Source organism: Exiguobacterium sp. SH31 (assembly GCF_001816105.1).
Taxonomy (GTDB): Bacteria; Bacillota; Bacilli; order Exiguobacteriales; family Exiguobacteriaceae; genus Exiguobacterium; species Exiguobacterium aurantiacum_A.
In genome coordinates this window covers 22,543-40,470 of record NZ_LYTG01000006.1, presented here as the reverse complement: position 1 = coordinate 40,470, position 17,928 = coordinate 22,543, and the positions used below count along the sequence as shown (strand labels likewise).

Genomic DNA, 17,928 nt, shown 5'->3' with positions numbered 1-17,928 from the left:
CAGTATGGTTTACATAACATATTATCGTAAACCGGATAACGCTTGTTTTTTCTTCTCGTCACCGATATGGGCATAGACTTGCGTCGTCGCCACCGACTCGTGACCGAGAAGTTGTTGGATCGTTAAGACGTCGACCCCGCTCATCGCCAACCGGGAAGCGAACGTGTGGCGAAGTTTGTGTGGCGTGACCTGCTTGTGGGTCAAGAACGGGAGATACGGTTTCAACCGGTCGATGTGTCCTTTGAGCAGATGTTGCACCGTCCTGACCGAGATGCGTCTTCCTTTATCGGAACGGAACAGCGGCCCGGTCCCGTCTTGGCGATGGTCAAGCAGCAACGGCTCGAGCGGGGAGGCGAGCGGGATGACCCGCTCTTTGTTCCCTTTCCCGATGACACGGATCGTCCCGGTCGCGAGGTCGATGTCGCTCCAGTCGAGACCGACGAGTTCGGAGACGCGCATCCCGGTCAGTCCGAGCAGCTGGATGATCAGAAAATCACGGTCGCGGTTCCGTTCGTACCAGCTCGCCTCGCGGTCGGACATGCCGACGTTGCTGCGGACGAGCGTCGAGAAGTCGAGCCACTCGTGTTCCGTCAAATAGACCGGGTTCCGTTTGGCGCGCTTTGGACGCTCGACCGCTTGGAACGGGTTGTGTGACGCGATCCCGGACTCGATCAAGAAGTTGAACAACGACTGCATCGTCGACAACTTTCGGTTGATGACGCTCGGGGCGTTATCGAGCTCGAGCGCGAGATAGGACGCGTAGGCATCCGCGCCCGCATAATCGAGTTCGACGAACGAGGCGAGGTCGACCGTGGTTGGGTCGACCTCGGATGCGCTCGCGGCCTCGACCCACCGGAAGAAGTCGAAGAAATCGTATAAGTACCGCTGCGCGGTCTGTTCTGAATAGTGTTTCGCGGCCAAATGGTTCAAGAAACGTTGGATGAAGCCGGGCATGCGCTCGTATCCGTTCAGCTTGAAACGCTGCGTCGTGACACGTGCCGGCGCTTGCCCGAGCTGGCGGAATATACTCAAAAAATCTCTCCTTTTTAACTGATCGATGTGACGATCCGGTCCTTGCCGGCCTGTTTTCCGGCCCTGAGGCGGTCGTCTGCTTCTTTGACGAGTGTGTCGACGGCCTCTAACCCGTCGCGGCACGAGACGCCGAACGTCATCGTGACGCTGAGGCGACGCCCGTCATAGATCGTCTCGGTCGTCTTGATCCGTTCCCGGAGGCAGTCGAGCGTCTCTGCGACCTCATCTGCTGTCTGATTGCTCATGAACAGCAAAAACTCTTCTCCACCCCAACGGACACAGATCCCGTCGGTCCGCTCGAGGGCGGCGGCGACTTGTTTGAGGACGAGATCGCCACAATCATGGCCGTGGCGCTCGTTGAACGCTTTGAAGTGGTCGATATCGGCGAGTGCGACGGCGTAAGGTCTACCGTCTTCCACTGCCTCTTTGATGGCTTGTTCGATTCGTTGATAGCCGGTCATTCGGTTATACAGCCCGGTCAATCCGTCCCGTGAAGCGAGGACGTTCAATCGTTCGTTCGACCGTTCTAACTCGGTCGTCACCTCGACGACCGAACTCTCGAACACGAACGTCAGCCCGGCGATGAGTGCGATCGTCGACAGCAGACAAGTCAGCCCGATCACTTGCTCGAACACGGGGGCGAGCGGCTGTGTCCCGACCGTGACGTTCAAGTAAAGGAACCCGTAGATCGCCATCGCGAGCCCGGTCGACATGACGCGGACCAAGCGACTGACGTTCGGCATGAAGAACACACCGTACGCCACCATGATGATGAAGTAATGAACGTTCGCGCCCCACCCGAGGACAATCGTCGAGATGATGGCGTTATAGACGACTTCGACGAACAGTCCGATAAAGAACGTCCGGTAGTACCGTTTATGTACGAAATAAAATGAGAGCGTGTAATAAAGAACGCTGAACACGTTCGACCAGGCGAGCACCGTGACGTCGAGACGCCAAAACGTGACCAAGAACACGACATGGATGAGCCAGGCGAGCGCGTTCCCGTAAAAAGTGATGCGGTAATTATACAGTGTACCGCGACGTTCCTCATAGGCAGTCCCCACGTGAACACCTCCTCGTTCCAGTATACCGAAACTGTAAGGATTTGCCTACGCCTGTTCGAGAATCGAGTCAATCCACTCTCTGTAAACGTTGATTTCAGGACGTTATAATTGCGTGAAATAGATATTTCACGCAATGTTTATAGAAGCGTCATTTGATTCGTTAAAACAGACACGGTGGCATCGTTCGATTTAAAAGCGAGTCAACAGGGTGACAATACATTATTATGTAAACCGCTATGAGGGATATAAACTTTTGTTTCGACAGCCGTTCATCCGTTAAGCGAAAATAAAGCTTGAAACGGGGAACGAGGTAACGTTACACTGAGAACGTAAACAAAAGGGGGATTTCAGGATGGACGACCAACGTTTGAAACAACATCTCGCTGAAGCGAAGACGATCGCTGTCGTCGGTGTGTCATCGAACCCGAACAAGACCGCCAACCAGATTGCGGAGTATTTGCTCCTGCAAGGGTATACGGTCATCCCTGTCAATCCGACGCTCGAGACGTGGAACGGCCGCAAGGTGTATCCGACGGTCGAGAGCATCCCGGGACGAATCGATATCGTCGACGTGTTTCGCCGGAACGAATATTTGGCCGGCGTCGCCGAGGACGCGGTCCGTCATGGGGATGTCGGACTCGTCTTTAACCAGCTCGGTCTGTCGAGCAAGGACGCCGAACGAATCGTTCACGCTGCCGGACTTGACTACATCGAGAACCGGTGTATTTACGTCGAGCACGCTCGACTCCTCGGCTGAGACCTGCCCCTGCGGCAGGTCTACTTTTTTTCACGCGTCAACGGCGCGGAGAGGAAGGCTTGCCAGAATCCCGAAACAGCTATACAATTAGGTATGAAAAACGAACATGTGTTCGAAGATGAGGTGACTGACATGTCAACAAAACTATTTAATTATAATGAAGATGCCATCCAAGTGCTCGAAGGGCTCGCTGCCGTTCGGAAACGACCAGGGATGTATATCGGCTCGACCGACCATCGCGGGCTGCACCATCTCGTCTACGAGATCGTCGACAACGCGATCGACGAGGCGCTCGGTGGGTTCGGCGACCAGATCGATGTGACAATCCATAAAGACGATGCCATCACGGTCCGTGACCACGGGCGTGGTATGCCGACCGGGATGCACGCCTCGGGAAAACCGACGCCGGAGGTCATCTTCACGGTCCTCCATGCCGGCGGAAAGTTCGGCCAAGGCGGCTACAAGACGTCAGGCGGACTGCACGGGGTCGGTGCCTCGGTCGTCAACGCGCTCTCGAGCAAACTACTCGTCACGATCTATCGCGATGGCAAAGTGTTCGAGCAGACGTTCGCTGACGGCGGTGTGCCACAGACGACGCTCCTCGAGACGGGGAAAGCCCGCCAGACCGGGACGAGCGTCTACTTCAAGCCGGACACGACCATCTTCTCGACGACGACGTATAACTACGACACGCTCGCCGAACGGCTCCGGGAGTCGGCTTTCCTATTGAAAGGGTTGACGATCACGTTGACCGACGAACGCTCGGACAAGCAAGAGACGTTCCATTACGAGAACGGGATCGCCGAGTTCGTCCACTATTTGAATGACGACAAGGCGACGCTCCACCCGACCGTCTACTTCGAAGGGACCGAGAACGACATCGAGCTCGAACTCGCCTTCCAGTTCACGGACGCCTACTCGGAGAACGTGTTGTCGTTCGTCAACAACGTCCGCACCCGGGACGGCGGGACGCATGAAGTCGGCGCCAAGACGGCGATGACCCGGATCATGAACGAGTACGCCCGCAAAAACGGCTTGTTGAAAGAAAAAGACAAGAACCTCGACGGCGGCGACGTCCGCGAAGGCTTGACGCTCATCGTCTCGGTCCGGATCCCGGAGGAGTTCCTCCAGTTCGAGGGACAGACGAAGTCGAAACTCGGCTCGCCTGAAGCCCGTGCCAGCGCAGACGCCGTCATGGCCAAGCAGCTGACGATCTTCCTCGAGGAGAACCCGCAGATGGCGACAATGCTAATCAAGAAAGCAATCCGCGCGGCCCAGGCCCGTGAAGCGGCCCGAAAAGCGCGTGAAGAGGCGCGTAACGGCAAGAAAAAGAAACGTTCGAGCATTCTGAACGGGAAACTGACGCCGGCGACATCAAAAAACGCCGCCAAGAACGAGCTATTCCTCGTCGAGGGGGACTCGGCCGGCGGTTCGGCCAAACAAGGCCGTGACCGGACGATCCAGGCGATCTTGCCGCTCCGCGGGAAGGTCATCAACTCGGAGAAGTCGAAACTCAATGACATCATGAAAAATGAGGAGATCAACACGATCATCCACGCGATTGGCGCCGGGGTCGGACACGATTTCGATCTCAGTGACTGCAACTTCGACAAAGTCATCATCATGACCGATGCCGATACGGACGGGGCCCACATCCAAGTGCTCTTGTTGACGTTCTTCTTCCGTTACATGCGACCGCTCGTCGAAGCAGGCAAAGTGTTCGTCGCCTTGCCGCCGCTCTATCGCATCTCGAAAGGGAAAGGCAAGTCGGAGCAGTTCGAATACGCCTGGGACGAGGAAGCGCTCGAGAAACTCGTCAAAGTGTACAAAAAAGGCTATATCATCCAGCGCTACAAAGGTCTCGGTGAGATGAACGCCGATCAACTGTGGGAGACGACGATGAACCCGGACACACGGACACTTATCCGTGTGACGATCGATGACGCTGCCGTCGCTGACAAGCGCGTCTCGGTGCTCATGGGGGACAACGTTGCCCACCGCCGCGAATGGATCGAGGAGAACGTCGCCTTCGGGCTCCAAGAAGATGATTCGATCATCGCCAATGAACATGTGACTAAAGCGATTGAGGAAGTGATGTAACGATGTCGACGATTCAACATATTTTAAACTTGTCGCTCGAACAGGTCGTCGGAGACCGTTTCGGGCGTTACTCGAAATATATCATTCAAGACCGGGCGCTCCCGGACGCGCGCGACGGGCTCAAGCCCGTTCAGCGCCGGATTTTGTATGCGATGCACCATGAAGGCAACACGAACGACAAGGCGTACCGGAAATCGGCCAAGACGGTCGGGAACGTCATCGGGAACTACCACCCGCACGGTGACTCTTCTGTCTATGAGGCGATGGTGCGTCTGTCGCAAGACTGGAAGCTCCGCTACCCGCTCATCGACATGCACGGGAACAACGGCTCGATGGACGGCGACTCGGCTGCCGCGATGCGGTATACCGAGGCACGGCTGTCGAAGATCGCCGGTGTCATGCTGACGTCGATCGCCAAGAACACGGTCGACTACACGCCGAACTTTGACGATTCGACCGAGGAACCGCTCGTCTTGCCGTCACTCCTACCGAACCTGCTTATGAACGGGACGACCGGGATCTCGGCGGGGTATGCGACCGAGATCCCACCGCACAACTTGACCGAGGTGCTCAATCTCGCCATCGCCCGACTCGCCGGCGAAGTCGAGACACCGAATGACGCCTTCCGTTATATGCAAGGTCCCGACTTCCCGTCCGGTGGCACGGTCATGGGCAAAGACGGCATCCTGAAGGCGTTCGAGACCGGTAAAGGCAAGATCATCATCCGCGCCAAATCGGTCATCGAGCCGCTCAAGGGCGGCCGTGAACAGATCACGATCACCGAGCTCCCGTATGAGGTGAACAAGGCCAACCTCGTCAAGAAGATGGAAGAGCTCCGCCTCGACAAGAAAGTCGAAGGCGTCGCCGAAGTCCGTGACGAGACCGACCGGACCGGGGTCCGCGTCGTCATCGAATTGAAGAAAGAAGCGGACGCGGAAGGTGTGCTCCACTTCTTCTTGAAGCATACCGACCTGCAGCTCGCCTATAACTACAACATGGTCGCGATCGTGCAGCGGACACCGAAACAGCTCGGTCTGTTACCGATCATCGATGCCTATTTGAAACACGTCGAGGAAGTCGTCACCCGCCGGACGACGTTCGAGCTCGAACAGGCGAAGAAACGCGCCGAGATCGTCGACGCGCTCGAGCAAGCCATCTCAGTGCTTGACGAGACGCTTGAACTGATCCGTTCGGCCAAGGACAAGTCCGAGGCGAAGCAGAAGCTCATGGATCGCTTCTCGTTCACGGACCGTCAAGCCGAAGCGGTCGTCATGCTTCAATTGTATCGTTTGACGAACACGGACATCGTCGAGCTCCAAAGAGAAGCGAAAGTGTTGCAAAAAGAGATCGCGCGCCTCGCCAACATCTTGAACGTCGACGCGACGAAGCGGAAACTCATCTCAAAAGAGTTGACGGCGCTCCGTGACGAGTTCGGTGATGAGCGGCGTTCGGTCATCGAGGCCGAAGTCGAAGAATTGAAACTGAAGACCGAGGTCATGATCGCCGTCGAAGAGACGATGGTGTTCGTCAGCCGCGACGGCTACGTCAAGCGGTCGTCGATGCGCTCATACGGCGCCTCGAGCGAGGATATGCCGGAGATGAAACAAAAAGACCGGCCCGTCCTCCTCACACAGGCGATGACGACCGACCACTTGCTCGTCTGGACGAACAAAGGCAGCTACCTGCTCATCCCGGTCCACCAGATCCCGGAGACGAAATGGAAAGACGCGGGCCAACACGTGGCCAACCTTGTGCCGATCGAAGGCGAGCAAGTCGTCTCGGCCGACGTCGTCTCGACGTTCGAGACGGACGCGCACTGCCTGTTCGTCACGAAAGACGGCATGGTCAAACGGACACCGCTCCGTGACTATGACGCCCAGCGCAAGTCGAAGGCGCTCATGGCGCTGAAACTGAAAGGGGACGACGAGGTCGTCTTCGCCGGCATCAGTGACGGTCCAGGCCAACTCTTCCTCGTCTCTGAGCGTGGATACGGGCTTTGGTTCAAAGAAGACGACGTCCCGGTCGTCGGACAGCGTGCCGCCGGTGTCAAAGCGATGAATTTGAAAGACGGTGACGTCGTCGCCGACGCGTTCGCCTTCTTCACACCGCCGCTGTTCGTCCTCGTGACGCAACGCGGAGCGGTCAAGAAGATGAAGCTCGAGGACCAGTTCGACTGCACGAACCGCAACTTGCGTGGCACGATGCTCATCCGTGAGGTCAAATCAAAACCGCACCAGATCCGCCGCGTCCTGCCGGTGCATGGGGATGAGACGATCCACATCGTCGGCAAAGAGACCGCGAAGACGGTCAACGCGAAACAACTGACACTGCTCGACCGCTACGCCAACGGCTCATTCGTCTTCGACGAGGAGACGTTCGGTGACATCGAGGACGTCTATCTCGATTGATTCAGCAAAAGCCTGCACACATGACATGTACTGTCGCGTGTGCAGGCTTTTTTTGTCTCTATTCGTCTTTGTCAGTCATGGAACGCTCTAAGATACTGTTCCAAGTCCGTCTGTTGCCGTAGATGATGGCGCGTGTGCATCTCGATGAGCGTGTACCACTCTTGCGCGTTCAACCAGCCGAAGCCGCCATGTAGCGCTTTACAGTTCGGGTCGGCCGCGTGAATCATCGGCTCACACTTCTCCAACCGTGTGATGAGGTCGTCAAGACGGCGTTTCAAAGCTTCACGGCTATCGGTATTGTCGGGCGGGCCGTTCATTTCGTCCGGTAGTTTGATTTTAATAGGGGGGAATCCACCGTCGCTAAACAACAGCTCCCCAAACTCGGTCTTCCCGAGCGGTTGGTGCTCAGCATTCGTCAGACATGCTTCCATCTCGTCTAGATACTCATGGGCGACGACGATGATATGGTCATACATCTGCCCGATCGACCAAACATCCGTCTTCTCCTTATAGCGGAGTTGATTAGATGAGTATTGGTCGAGGTCTTGCTTGAACCGGGACAACAATTCGATAGCGGTCATATGCCTCCTCCTTCTACTGCTACGGATGTTTCCGTCGAGTATACCATGAGCCGGGTGTCGTAAACTCCAGACTGGCGCGACAAATACTTTCTTGTGGGAGCGGGTATTATGAAAAGGAACAATCAAGCCCGATGGCGAATGGGATAAGCAGGACAAACGATGGAGGGATTTCTATGTCAGACTGGCTCACATGGGCCAAACGGCTACAAGCATTATCGCAAGCGGGCTTGACGTTCACGAAGGACGAGTTCGACCGCGAGCGTTATCTCGAGCTCCAGGAGATTGCGACCGATATGTTCGAACGACAGTCGAACCTCGCCTTGCATGAGATCACTGAACTGACACACGTCAACGGCTATCCGACACCGAAGCTCGACGTACGCGGTGTCGTCTTCCGAGACGACGAGTTGCTGCTCGTGCGTGAGCGGTCGGACGGGCTGTGGACGCTGCCAGGCGGCTTCTGTGAGGTCGGGCTGTCACCGTCAGACAATATCATCAAGGAAATCGGGGAAGAGGCAGGCTTTGATGTCGCCCCGATGCGCCTCGTCGCCTTGTTCGATATGCACCGTCACCCGCACCCGCCGTTGTCACAACATTATTATAAACTGTTCATCGAGTGTGAGCTGATCGGCGGGGAAGCTCAAGTCAGCCATGAGACGAGCGAAATCGGCTTCTTCTCGCGTGACGCCTTGCCGCCGTTGTCGCTCGCCCGCAACACGCTCGAACAGCTCCATATGTGCTTTGACGCCCGGTGGCAGGACGATTGGGTCACACTGTTCGACTAGGAAAGGGGAGGTCTTATGAAAGTCACACGGATTGAAGATGTCCACCAGCTGACGTTCTATTCACCCGTCTTGCCGATCAACGTCCAATTGATCGAGAAAGAGCTCGGCTTCGTCTTGATCGATGCCGGGTTGAAGCAGAACGCCGCTGACATTTTAACGTATATCGAGGCACAAGACCGCCCCCTCCTCGCGATTCTGCTCACCCACGCCCACGGGGACCACGTCGGTGGGGTCGATACGATCCTGAAGGCGCATCCGCACGCCGAGCTTTACGTCTCACGGCGTGACGCCCGCTTGTTAGCAGGGGACCGGACGACGGACTCAGGTGAGCGGCCGCTCAACATAAAGGGCTCGTTGCCGACGATCCGGTCGCTACCGGACAAGCTGCTCGACCCGGGTGAGCGGCTGTTCGGTCTTCGCGTCTATGCCGCCGCCGGCCACACCCCGGGCTCGATCGCTTATTTCGATGAACAGCATCGCCTGTTGTTCGCCGGTGACGCGTTCCAATCACATGGGGGAGTCGCAGTGGCAGGGGACACGCGTCCGTTGTTCCCGCTCCCGGGTCTGGCGACATGGGACAAGCGGGCCGCGGTCGACCATGCCGAGCGGTTGCTTGACTTGGCGCCGCGTCATACGTTCGTCGGCCACGGCAAAGCGCTTGAAGGCACACATCGGCTCTATTTGGCACTGAAACGGGCTAAGCGTAAGCAAGCCCGTCGCTTTTCACGATAATCTTTGGGGGTATGACAGATGGAGTTACGGGAGATTCGGACGACGGATTACCGGCAAGCCGAGCAAATGCTCGAGATTCAACGGAACGCCTATGCGGTCGAGGCCGAACTGATCGGATTTGACGAGATCCCGGCCCGATATGAGACGGTCGAGGTCATTCAAAACTTGCCGGGTCTGAGCTACGGCTTATACAACGAGGAGCGGATGATCGGGTTTGTGACGATCGAGGCGGCCGAGAACACGGTCGAGATCACGAAGCTGTGCATCGATCCGACATACTTCAGGGCGCGGCTCGCGACGACGTTGTTAGAACACGTGCTCAGTCTACACGAGGACAAACTCGTCTACGTGCATACCGGCAAACATAACGGTCCGGCCAAACGATTGTATTCAAAACTTGGCTTCGAGCCGAGCGCCGAGTTTGAACCGGAACCAGGTGTCACATTGATCCGGTTTACGCGAATTTGATCCCGATCTCATAATTCTAGATTCCGTCTCACTACTTTAAGTATACTAAAGAATTGAGACGGAGTTTTATTTTTACTGATAATATATGTTATGTAAACTAAAAGAAAAAGAGAAAATCGATGTCAGATTTGACGTCTCTCCTCTCAAGTAAAATCAGAATATCTTGTACCAATACAATGTCATGTCGATGTTCGGGTTTCCAGTTTGCATGATTGTATCCACACCGCCGAGCGCAAACCCTTCCTTCGCATAAAAACGACAAGCAATCACATTGTCGTTCTGCGCTTCTAGAGATAAACCGAGCAACGAGCGCTCTTTTGCCCACGTTTCCGCAACTTCCATCAACAAGTGGCCAATCCCGCTGTTTCGATACGCTTTCTGCACAGCGATGTTTTCAATATACGCAAAACGGTTCCAATCTTTCACTACACGGATCTGTCCAATACAGTTTTCTTCGTCGAAAACCAAAAACACAGCCTTCGTCTCACTACCGATATATTCATACCAGTCCAACGAGTCGTCCGGAAAGCTGGTCTCATGTGCTTTCTCGTATAACTGCTCTTCATACGTCCAAACCTCGTTACAAAAGTTCGGCACAATCTTTCCGATGACTGAAAACGGTTCGTTTGCTTCGTTTACGACGTTGAGGGAGTACTCATCCAACGCTTTAATCGAGATATTTGGGGCTCCCTCCATTGCATCTTTCTCCTTTCCATATGTAATGACCGCTCCATCCTAGAACTATATAGTCTCATCAAACTAACCATACAGTGACGGTCAGGAGATCAGACTCGGTGGATCTGTCGACAACACTTCGATTACATCATTTGATGTCAGGAATACATAATGGTGAATATCATAAATCTCTTCGTAAATGTTTGTCGACTCTTCAGCTAGCCATTTTACATAGTTTGAATCGGTCACATTAAAGAGTGTCCAGTTTCTAAAAAAATCAGGGCCATAATTTTTGTATAACTGTTCTAGCGTTTTGAAAAGCGTTCCTTCGTCTGTATTTCGATACGAAAGCACAAGTCCATCAAACAAGAATGTATAGTTGTTTTCATCCGCATCAGTAAACACGAGCGTCAATCCGTCTTTATCGTCAATTAGAGCCTGCAGATATAGTTTAGCCGGTATCTCTTGATTGACGGTCCACCTTTCCCATTTTTCCATTTGCATCCCCTTCTTCTTTTATTATCGTCTCCCGAATAAATTACATACCCATAGTGAATAGGACCATGAAGTTCCAAAACGACAACCCGAGCGGAATGAGGGATAAGATAGTAACCCATCTTTTCTTCATGAACAGTCCAATCAAAAGTGTGGTTAGTCCGATTACTAAAACGACGATTATTGTCGTAAATGTCATGGTTGGTCCATCTCCGGTAGCTAGATTATTGTAACTGGTTTCAAAGGTAGCTGCATACCGTTCATAAAGCATATTTTACATTATTTGCTATATCCATGAGGAAATCCTTTTTCTTAGTTTCCTTTAAATAAGTCATAGCCAACATTAACGGTTTGGTGATTCAATTTCACTCATTGTGCACGTAGTTCTTCCCCCGCTCGCTCGAATCCTTTTTATACTGGTTCATATCTGTTTCGCTGCAATTGATTAACTGTATCATTCAATTGAATCCTTCATTCATCAACATGTTAGCGCTTCATGGACTTATGTTTCAAATATAACGTATCTGCTGTTTACGTGTTCTTAGTAGTTGCCTGTAGGCGTTCATCATGCTATTTTTAGACAGATGATACTTTAAGGAGGAACATGAATGAAACGTATGACAAAAGGTTTAGCAGCAGTTATCTTGCTCGCTGTCCCGCTCGCGGCGTGTGGTGATTCTAGCACCGATCAGGCCGATACGACACGTTGGGATGAGATCAAAGAAGAAGGTACGCTCACGGTCGGTACGGCTGGGACACTCTATCCCGCCTCGTTCCGTGAAGAAGAAAGTGACGATTTGACGGGGTTTGACGTCGAGGTCATGAAAGAGATCGGAAAACGTCTCGACCTCGAGGTCCAGTTCAAAGAAATGGCGTTCGACAACATGTTGACGAGCGTCCAGAACGGACAAGTCGATGTCGTGGCGAACGATATCTCGGTGACGGACGACCGCAAAGAGAAGTTTGCTTTCTCCGTACCGTATAAGCACACGTACGGGACGGCGATCGTCCGGAAGAGCGATCTTTCAGGCATCAAGTCGCTCGAAGACTTGAAAGGTAAAAAGGCAGCTGGTGAAGCGACGACCGTCTTCATGGACGTGGCGCGCCAGTATGGGGCTGAAGAAGTCATCTACGACAACGCGACGAACGATCAGTATCTTCGCGACGTGTCGACAGGTCGGACCGACGTCATCTTGAACGACTACTACCTCCAGACGCTCGCCCTCGCCTTCTTCCCGGAATTCGATATCGCGATCCACCCGGATATCGCCTATAACCCGCAAGACGTCGCACTCTTGATGAATCAAGACAACGTCGACTTGCAAGAGAACATCGACCGCGTTCTTGAAGAGATGCTTGAGGATGGCACGGTGAAGCAGCTGTCCGAACAGTTCTATAACGGTGCTGACGTATCCGTCGAACCGGACGTCGACGCGACAATCGTCGAATTGGACTAAGGCGATATGTTCGAAGGTGTGAAGTGGGAAGCGATCTTTGACGCCGACCTCGCCATCCGCTCGTTCCCATACTTGCTAGGTGGGCTACCGAACACGCTCTGGATTTCCTTCCTCAGCATGTTCTTCGGTTTAGTGTTAGGGCTCGTGCTCGCGCTCGGGAAGCTGTCTCCGTCAAAGCTAGTGCGTTATCCGTCGACGTTTTACGTCTCGTTCATGCGCGGCGTCCCAATCTTGATTATCTTGTTCATTCTCTACTCAGGATTCCCGTTCATCGGCATCGAGTTCGCGGCGCTGACGGCAGCGATCATCGGCTTCAGCTTGAATTCGGCGGCCTACATCGCGGAGATCATCCGCGCCTCGATCCGTGCCGTCGACAGAGGTCAGCTTGAAGCGGCCCGCTCGCTCGGCATGAATAAGTGGCTGACGTTGAAAGGGGTCACGTTGCCTCAAGCGACGAGGATCGCCCTGCCCCCGCTTTCGAACGTGTTCCTTGATCTGATCAAGGCGAGCTCGCTCGCCGCGATGATCACCGTCCCTGAGATCTTCAACAAGGCGAAGATCGTCGGCGGTCGTGAGTTCGACTATATGACCGTCTACTTGGTCGTCGCTCTCATCTACTGGGGCATCTGTACGTTCATGTCGTTCTTCCAAGATTGGCTCGAGCGGCATTTCGAACGCTATTTGGATACACCGAAACGATGACTTTGCGGTCATCGTTTTTTGTTTTCCTTTTTGTGTAAGCGTCGAGTGTGCTATGATTTTCTTAATTATCAGAAAAAAGACGGGGGAATTTTATTATGGTGCAACAATGGACGACACATTTAAACGGTTTAGTGATCGGGCAATCGAAAGCGATCAAGCTGTCGACGATCGCCTTGCTTTCAGGGGGACATGTCTTACTCGAGGACCGGCCGGGGACGGGCAAGACGACGCTCGCCCGGAGCCTTGCCTCCTCCGTATCGGCCGCTTTCCAGCGCGTGCAATGTACGCCGGACACGTTGCCGAGTGACATTTTAGGGATGGAACTGTTCAATCCGACGACAGGTGCGTTCGAACGTCGGACCGGACCGATCTTCACATCGATCTTACTCGTCGATGAGATCAACCGGACGACACCGCGGACACAGTCGGCGCTCTTAGAGGCGATGCAAGAGCGTCAAGTGACGCTCGGTGAGGTGTCGCTCCGTTTGCCGGACCCGTTCTTCGTCATCGCGACGCAGAACCCGTTCGATGGACAAGGGACGTTCCCGCTTCCGCAGGCACAGCTCGACCGGTTCCTGTTCAAGCTCTCGCTCGCCCCGCTGTCACGGGAGTCAGAGCGCCGACTGCTCCGGAACGAGCATTTGAGCGCAGCGCCGTTCACGTTGAAACATGAAGAGCTCGCCGTGATGCAGCAAGCCGTCCGTGACGTGACGCTGCACGAGGCGATGGAAGACTATCTGCTCGACTTCGTCGAGGCGCTCCGGCACCACCGGGACATCGAGGTCGGGCCGAGCCCGCGGGCGACGCTCGCCTACACGATGGCGGCCCGGGCCCACGCCTACATGGACGGACGGGACTACGTCGCACCGGAAGACATCCGGGCGCTCGCCTTGCCGATTCTCGGGCACCGCATCGTCTTGACGGTCGAGGCATCGCTCAAGACGAAACCGTCGAAACTGATCAAATCTGTGTTAGAGACCATCGCGGTCCCATCCGAGGTGTGACATGCAACTCGTCAGCCCGCGCTATCTAGAATCCGGCTACATGTGGCTCTTGTTCGTCGTCGGGGTCTTCACGGCGCTTTACGGGAACGTGTTCCTCGCGAGCGCCTTGCTCGGCGTCAGCATCTACGCGCTCATCATGCCCGAGCTGTTGTTCCGCCTGGCCGAACACGTCCGTGTCGAAGTGACAGACGAACTGAAACTGTTCCCGGGTGACGAAGAGTCGTACGTCATCCGCCTCATCTCGACTGCGAAAGTCCCGCTCGGTGTCGTCCGCTTGTCGGGTTATCTCCACCCGACCGTCGAAGTGGAAAACCACGCCTTCTGGCGCCAGGAGAATTATGTCGGCGGCGAGGCGGTCGTCTCTTACGACCTACCGCTCAAAGCCATCAAGCGAGGTCCGATCCGTGTCGAGGCGATCGGCATGGAGATCCGTGACCCGCTCCGCATGTTCTCGCTCTATAAAGAGGAACCGCTCGCAAGGATCGGGTACGTCTTCCCAGAGTTTCTGCCTTATCCGATCCCGAAACGCCCGCCGACGCTACCGGGCGAGGAGATGGTGCGTCATAGCGCCTACCGGGACCCGGAGACGTTCCAGTCGGTCGCCCCGTATCACGGTCAACCGATGCGTCAACTGTACTGGTCGGCTTACGCGAAGACGGGCGAACTGCTGGCCCGGACCGAACAGCCCGTCCAGGCGAACGAGTACGTCGTCGTCTTGGACCTGTTGACGAAAGACGGGCGCTCCCTCACCCATCAGATGGAACGGGTGATCTCGCAAGCGGCGGCGCTGTGCCGTGACTTCGAGAAAGAGAACGCGAGCTATGGGCTGATCGTCCCGACGCTGACGAAAGACGGGATCACGTACGACCTCGCACCTGGGAGCGGCGAGACCCATTTCCGCAAGGTCATGACGACGCTCGCTTGTCTGTCGGAACGAGACTTCCCGATGGCCCGGTCATTGTTCGAAAGGAAAGTCGCCAAATACGGCGGCAGCCAATCGATTCTTCGGCTCGGAGGTGACGGCAAATGAACTGGCTCTGGTGGTTGTTCGCGGCATTTTATGTCGGTCACGTCTATCCGCTCGTCTTCCTGTTGACGCTCCGTCTGCCGCGGAACTGGCAGCTCGGCGTCCAGACTTTGCTCAGTATCGGTGCGCTCTGGTTCTCGTATGAGATGAGCATCACGTTGCTGTTGTTCACGTATGTGCACGCCTTCATCCGCACGCTCGATTGGACCGACCGTTACGCGATCGCGAGCGTGTTGTTCTTGATCACGGATTGGCTGTTCCCACCGGCCGAGCAACCGCTCCTCATGATCGTGTTCCCGTTCCTGTTTTTGTTTTGGCAACGGAGCCTATATTACCGTCGCGACTATAAACGGATGTTGTCGACGCTCGTCGTCGGCCTAGCGGTCGGTCTCGGACTGGCTTTTGTCATCCGGACGGTCAAAGAGCTGTTGTTCGGCGACCTCATCACTTGGATCCGACCGTTCTTGCTTTGGATCGGCGGCTGGTTCGATGGGATCACGCTCGACCCGTCCGACCGGGTCAACCGATTCATGATACCGGACAACCCGAACCTCGATGCCGAGACGATCGCGAACGAGACGTTGCTCGAATCGGCGAAGAATCAGTCTTCCGCGCTAGTCATCTTCTTCATCGTCCTGCTCATCGGCGGTGTCCTGTTGTTCTTCTATTTACAAAAGCGAAAAGAGATCCACGAAGTGCTGTCGGTCCCGAAAAAGGCCCATCAGACGGCACGGACGGAACGTCGCTTGACGCGGACGCCACGTGATGTCCGCTTGCTCGAGGCCGGACGCCGGCTCGAACAGGTGCACCCTCGCCATCGCGAGGAGACCGCGCACGAGTGGTTGGAACGGATCGACTTTACCGATGGAAGCTTGTTCGCAAGTTGGCTCGAGGCGGCCGAGTACGGTGAGAAAGAAGCGCCGACCACGGTCGTCGAGGCGTTTGAACGACACGTCAAACACGTGTTGAAAAAATAAAACCAGCCAAGATGTTCGGGATTGAACCCGGGCGTCTTGACTGGTTTTATTATAGGATTGGACTCAACAGACGCGACACGCTCTCTTTGAAACGGATCCATTTCGTCCGTGTCTCATAACGTTCGAGCGTCAACAGCTCAGCGCACGATTTGTCGCGGTCGAATGCGTCGATGACGGACCGGGCGACAGCCTCATCATAGACGAGGGCTGAAATCTCGAAGTTGAGGTGGAAGCTGCGGGCGTCGATGTTCGTCGTCCCGATCGAAGCGACCTCGCCGTCGATGACGAGCGTCTTCGCATGCAAGAAACCGCCCTCGTACGTATACACCTCGGCCCCGTACCGGACGAGTTCGGCCGCATTGGCGTATGTCGCCCAGTAGACAAACATGTGGTCCGGTTTGTTCGGGATCATCAGTTGAATCTTCGTCCCTGACATGAGGGCGATCCGGCAGGCGTCAAGGAAACTCGCGTCCGGGATGAAGTATGGCGTCTGAATGTAGATCGTCTCTTTCGCTTCCCCGATCATCTTGACGAGCATGTTCTTTAAATGCTCCGTCGTCGAGTTCGGACCGGAGGTGACGATCTGGACGGGTGACTTGAACGCCTCGAGTGTCTTGCCTGGCCAAATGAACTCTTCTTTCAACGCTTTTCGTTTCGTCGGTACGGAACGGTTCCAATCGAGCAAGAACCGTTCAAGCAACTCTTGGACCGCCTCCCCGTTCATCCGCAGATGGACGTCACGCCAATAGCCGAAATGCTGGTTCGTCCCCATGTACTCGTCGCCGACGTTGAAGCCGCCGATATAGCCGATGTCCCCGTCGATGACACACAGCTTGCGGTGATTGCGATTGTTGACTCGGAAGTTGATGCCGAGGCTCGACGGGAAGAACGACTTGACCTCGCCTCCGCTTTCAAGCAGCTCTTTGAAATGTTTACGTCTCAGCCCTCTCGAGCCGACGGCGTCATAGAGCAACCGGACCCGGACACCGGCTTGGGCCCGTTTGGTCAGCGCCGCAATCAACGCCTGGCCGAGCGAATCGTTCTGGATGATGTAGTATTGGATATTGATTTCTTGTTTGGCCGCCTCGATATCGTCGAACAAGGCCGCGAACTTCTGTTTCCCGTCATGGATGACTTGGATGTCGTTATGATACGTGACGAGCGCGTTCGTCGACGACAGGTTCAACCGGGCGAGACGCCGGTATTTTGCTAACAGCGGATCTTGCTTGAAGATCAGCTGGTTCCCATCCAACTCATCGAGCTGTTGTTGGACGTGCAACGCATACTCACTACGCCGCTCTTCATCGACTTGATAGAAGTTGTTCGACTTGATCAAACGACCGAAGAAGATATAGATGAAGAAGCCGATGAGCGGCAAAAAGAAGAGGACGAGCAGCCAGGCCCATGTCGAGCCGATGTCGCGCCGTTCAAAGAAGATGATCGTGATGGCGAACGTCATGTTCAAGATGACGAGCAGGATGCCGAACACGCTGATGATGATTTCTGTCGTGAGCATCAGGTTCTCCCCCCTTTTACGATTTGGTACATACCCGGTTTTTCTGACCAGACAAGACCTGATATATCTAGTTTGCCTGATTTCGAAGGAGAAAGGTATACGAGCTTGCAGGTTTGAGTGAATAGAACGCAAAAAAACACCGCGC

The 17,928-nt window shown here is 54.9% G+C and carries 17 protein-coding genes; 11 read left to right on the top strand and 6 right to left on the bottom strand.

Translation table 11 applies throughout. The features are described 5' to 3' along the window. Positions 1-21 precede the first annotated feature (21 nt). Together A6395_RS01180 and A6395_RS01175 are read right to left on the bottom strand one after the other, a co-directional pair. Positions 22-1,032: a tyrosine-type recombinase/integrase gene (locus A6395_RS01180; protein WP_071397537.1), complete on the bottom strand. Its 1,011-nt coding sequence runs from the start codon at positions 1,030-1,032 to the stop codon at positions 22-24. Positions 1,033-1,046: 14 nt separating this feature from the next. Continuing rightward, positions 1,047-2,099, bottom strand: a complete 1,053-nt coding sequence (locus tag A6395_RS01175; protein WP_071397536.1) for a GGDEF domain-containing protein — start codon at positions 2,097-2,099, stop codon at positions 1,047-1,049. A 352-nt stretch (positions 2,100-2,451) separates the two neighbouring features. On the opposite strand from A6395_RS01175, the gene A6395_RS01170 reads away from it, so the two are divergent. The 3 genes from A6395_RS01170 (at position 2,452) to parC (ending at position 7,364) form a co-directional block, all read left to right on the top strand. Continuing rightward, positions 2,452-2,856 (top strand): CoA-binding protein, encoded by a 405-nt coding sequence (locus A6395_RS01170; RefSeq protein WP_016508698.1) that lies wholly within the window; start codon positions 2,452-2,454, stop codon positions 2,854-2,856. Between the two features lie 132 nt (positions 2,857-2,988). Then, entirely contained in the window at positions 2,989-4,956 is a 1,968-nt protein-coding gene (gene parE, locus A6395_RS01165; RefSeq protein ID WP_071397535.1) for a DNA topoisomerase IV subunit B, read from the top strand. 2 nt (positions 4,957-4,958) lie between these two features. Beyond that, complete coding sequence (gene parC / locus A6395_RS01160) at positions 4,959-7,364, top strand: DNA topoisomerase IV subunit A (RefSeq protein WP_071397534.1); 2,406 nt, start codon at positions 4,959-4,961, stop codon at positions 7,362-7,364. Positions 7,365-7,435: 71 nt separating this feature from the next. Here parC and A6395_RS01155 read toward each other — a convergent pair whose 3' ends face one another. Next, positions 7,436-7,945: a DinB family protein gene (locus A6395_RS01155; RefSeq protein WP_071397533.1), complete on the bottom strand. Its 510-nt coding sequence runs from the start codon at positions 7,943-7,945 to the stop codon at positions 7,436-7,438. 173 nt (positions 7,946-8,118) lie between these two features. Between A6395_RS01155 and A6395_RS01150 the strand changes: the two genes are divergently transcribed. From A6395_RS01150 to A6395_RS01140, 3 genes are read left to right on the top strand one after another with little or no spacing between them, the layout of a single operon-like run. After that, positions 8,119-8,730, top strand: coding sequence for an NUDIX hydrolase (locus A6395_RS01150; protein WP_071397532.1), 612 nt, complete (start codon positions 8,119-8,121; stop codon positions 8,728-8,730). A 15-nt stretch (positions 8,731-8,745) separates the two neighbouring features. Continuing rightward, positions 8,746-9,462 (top strand): MBL fold metallo-hydrolase, encoded by a 717-nt coding sequence (locus tag A6395_RS01145; protein WP_071397531.1) that lies wholly within the window; start codon positions 8,746-8,748, stop codon positions 9,460-9,462. An 18-nt stretch (positions 9,463-9,480) separates the two neighbouring features. Then, entirely contained in the window at positions 9,481-9,930 is a 450-nt protein-coding gene (locus tag A6395_RS01140) for a GNAT family N-acetyltransferase (RefSeq protein ID WP_016508735.1), read from the top strand. 153 nt (positions 9,931-10,083) lie between these two features. On the opposite strand, the gene A6395_RS01135 is transcribed toward A6395_RS01140, so the two are convergent. After that, positions 10,084-10,626, bottom strand: a complete 543-nt coding sequence (locus tag A6395_RS01135) for a GNAT family N-acetyltransferase (protein WP_071397530.1) — start codon at positions 10,624-10,626, stop codon at positions 10,084-10,086. Positions 10,627-10,707: 81 nt separating this feature from the next. Further along, positions 10,708-11,103, bottom strand: coding sequence for a hypothetical protein (locus tag A6395_RS01130; protein ID WP_084812889.1), 396 nt, complete (start codon positions 11,101-11,103; stop codon positions 10,708-10,710). A gap of 605 nt (positions 11,104-11,708) precedes the next feature. On the opposite strand from A6395_RS01130, the gene A6395_RS01125 reads away from it, so the two are divergent. From A6395_RS01125 to A6395_RS01105, 5 genes are all read left to right on the top strand, one after another. Continuing rightward, positions 11,709-12,557: a transporter substrate-binding domain-containing protein gene (locus A6395_RS01125; protein WP_071397528.1), complete on the top strand. Its 849-nt coding sequence runs from the start codon at positions 11,709-11,711 to the stop codon at positions 12,555-12,557. Between the two features lie 6 nt (positions 12,558-12,563). Then, on the top strand, positions 12,564-13,259 hold the full coding sequence (locus A6395_RS01120; protein WP_071397527.1) for an amino acid ABC transporter permease: 696 nt from the start codon (positions 12,564-12,566) through the stop codon (positions 13,257-13,259). Positions 13,260-13,354: 95 nt separating this feature from the next. Then, the gene (locus A6395_RS01115) at positions 13,355-14,263 is read left to right on the top strand and encodes an AAA family ATPase (protein WP_070327249.1); all 909 of its coding nucleotides are present in this window, start codon (positions 13,355-13,357) and stop codon (positions 14,261-14,263) included. A 1-nt stretch (position 14,264) separates the two neighbouring features. Next, positions 14,265-15,293, top strand: coding sequence for a DUF58 domain-containing protein (locus A6395_RS01110; protein WP_071397526.1), 1,029 nt, complete (start codon positions 14,265-14,267; stop codon positions 15,291-15,293). Then, complete coding sequence (locus A6395_RS01105; protein WP_071397525.1) at positions 15,290-16,267, top strand: hypothetical protein; 978 nt, start codon at positions 15,290-15,292, stop codon at positions 16,265-16,267. The genes A6395_RS01110 and A6395_RS01105 overlap by 4 nt, the downstream gene beginning before the upstream one ends. A gap of 49 nt (positions 16,268-16,316) precedes the next feature. Here A6395_RS01105 and cls read toward each other — a convergent pair whose 3' ends face one another. Continuing rightward, positions 16,317-17,783 carry a cardiolipin synthase gene (cls, locus tag A6395_RS01100; protein ID WP_071397524.1) on the bottom strand — a complete coding sequence of 489 codons (1,467 nt, stop codon included), beginning with the start codon at positions 17,781-17,783 and terminating at the stop codon, positions 16,317-16,319. Positions 17,784-17,928: the final 145 nt, after the last annotated feature.

What these genes read in the sequence shown, in the direction of transcription:
- A6395_RS01115 (WP_070327249.1), top strand. Translation starts at nt 13,355, where the DNA reads ATGGTGCAACAATGGACGACACATTTAAACGGTTTAGTGATCGGGCAA.
- A6395_RS01110 (WP_071397526.1), top strand. Translation starts at nt 14,265, where the DNA reads ATGCAACTCGTCAGCCCGCGCTATCTAGAATCCGGCTACATGTGGCTC.
- A6395_RS01140 (WP_016508735.1), top strand. Translation starts at nt 9,481, where the DNA reads ATGGAGTTACGGGAGATTCGGACGACGGATTACCGGCAAGCCGAGCAA.
- A6395_RS01150 (WP_071397532.1), top strand. Translation starts at nt 8,119, where the DNA reads ATGTCAGACTGGCTCACATGGGCCAAACGGCTACAAGCATTATCGCAA.
- parC (WP_071397534.1), top strand. Translation starts at nt 4,959, where the DNA reads ATGTCGACGATTCAACATATTTTAAACTTGTCGCTCGAACAGGTCGTC.
- A6395_RS01120 (WP_071397527.1), top strand. Translation starts at nt 12,564, where the DNA reads ATGTTCGAAGGTGTGAAGTGGGAAGCGATCTTTGACGCCGACCTCGCC.
- A6395_RS01125 (WP_071397528.1), top strand. Translation starts at nt 11,709, where the DNA reads ATGAAACGTATGACAAAAGGTTTAGCAGCAGTTATCTTGCTCGCTGTC.
- A6395_RS01105 (WP_071397525.1), top strand. Translation starts at nt 15,290, where the DNA reads ATGAACTGGCTCTGGTGGTTGTTCGCGGCATTTTATGTCGGTCACGTC.
- A6395_RS01130 (WP_084812889.1), bottom strand. Translation starts at nt 11,103, where the DNA reads ATGGAAAAATGGGAAAGGTGGACCGTCAATCAAGAGATACCGGCTAAA.
- A6395_RS01170 (WP_016508698.1), top strand. Translation starts at nt 2,452, where the DNA reads ATGGACGACCAACGTTTGAAACAACATCTCGCTGAAGCGAAGACGATC.
- A6395_RS01135 (WP_071397530.1), bottom strand. Translation starts at nt 10,626, where the DNA reads ATGGAGGGAGCCCCAAATATCTCGATTAAAGCGTTGGATGAGTACTCC.
- parE (WP_071397535.1), top strand. Translation starts at nt 2,989, where the DNA reads ATGTCAACAAAACTATTTAATTATAATGAAGATGCCATCCAAGTGCTC.
- A6395_RS01155 (WP_071397533.1), bottom strand. Translation starts at nt 7,945, where the DNA reads ATGACCGCTATCGAATTGTTGTCCCGGTTCAAGCAAGACCTCGACCAA.
- cls (WP_071397524.1), bottom strand. Translation starts at nt 17,783, where the DNA reads ATGCTCACGACAGAAATCATCATCAGCGTGTTCGGCATCCTGCTCGTC.
- A6395_RS01145 (WP_071397531.1), top strand. Translation starts at nt 8,746, where the DNA reads ATGAAAGTCACACGGATTGAAGATGTCCACCAGCTGACGTTCTATTCA.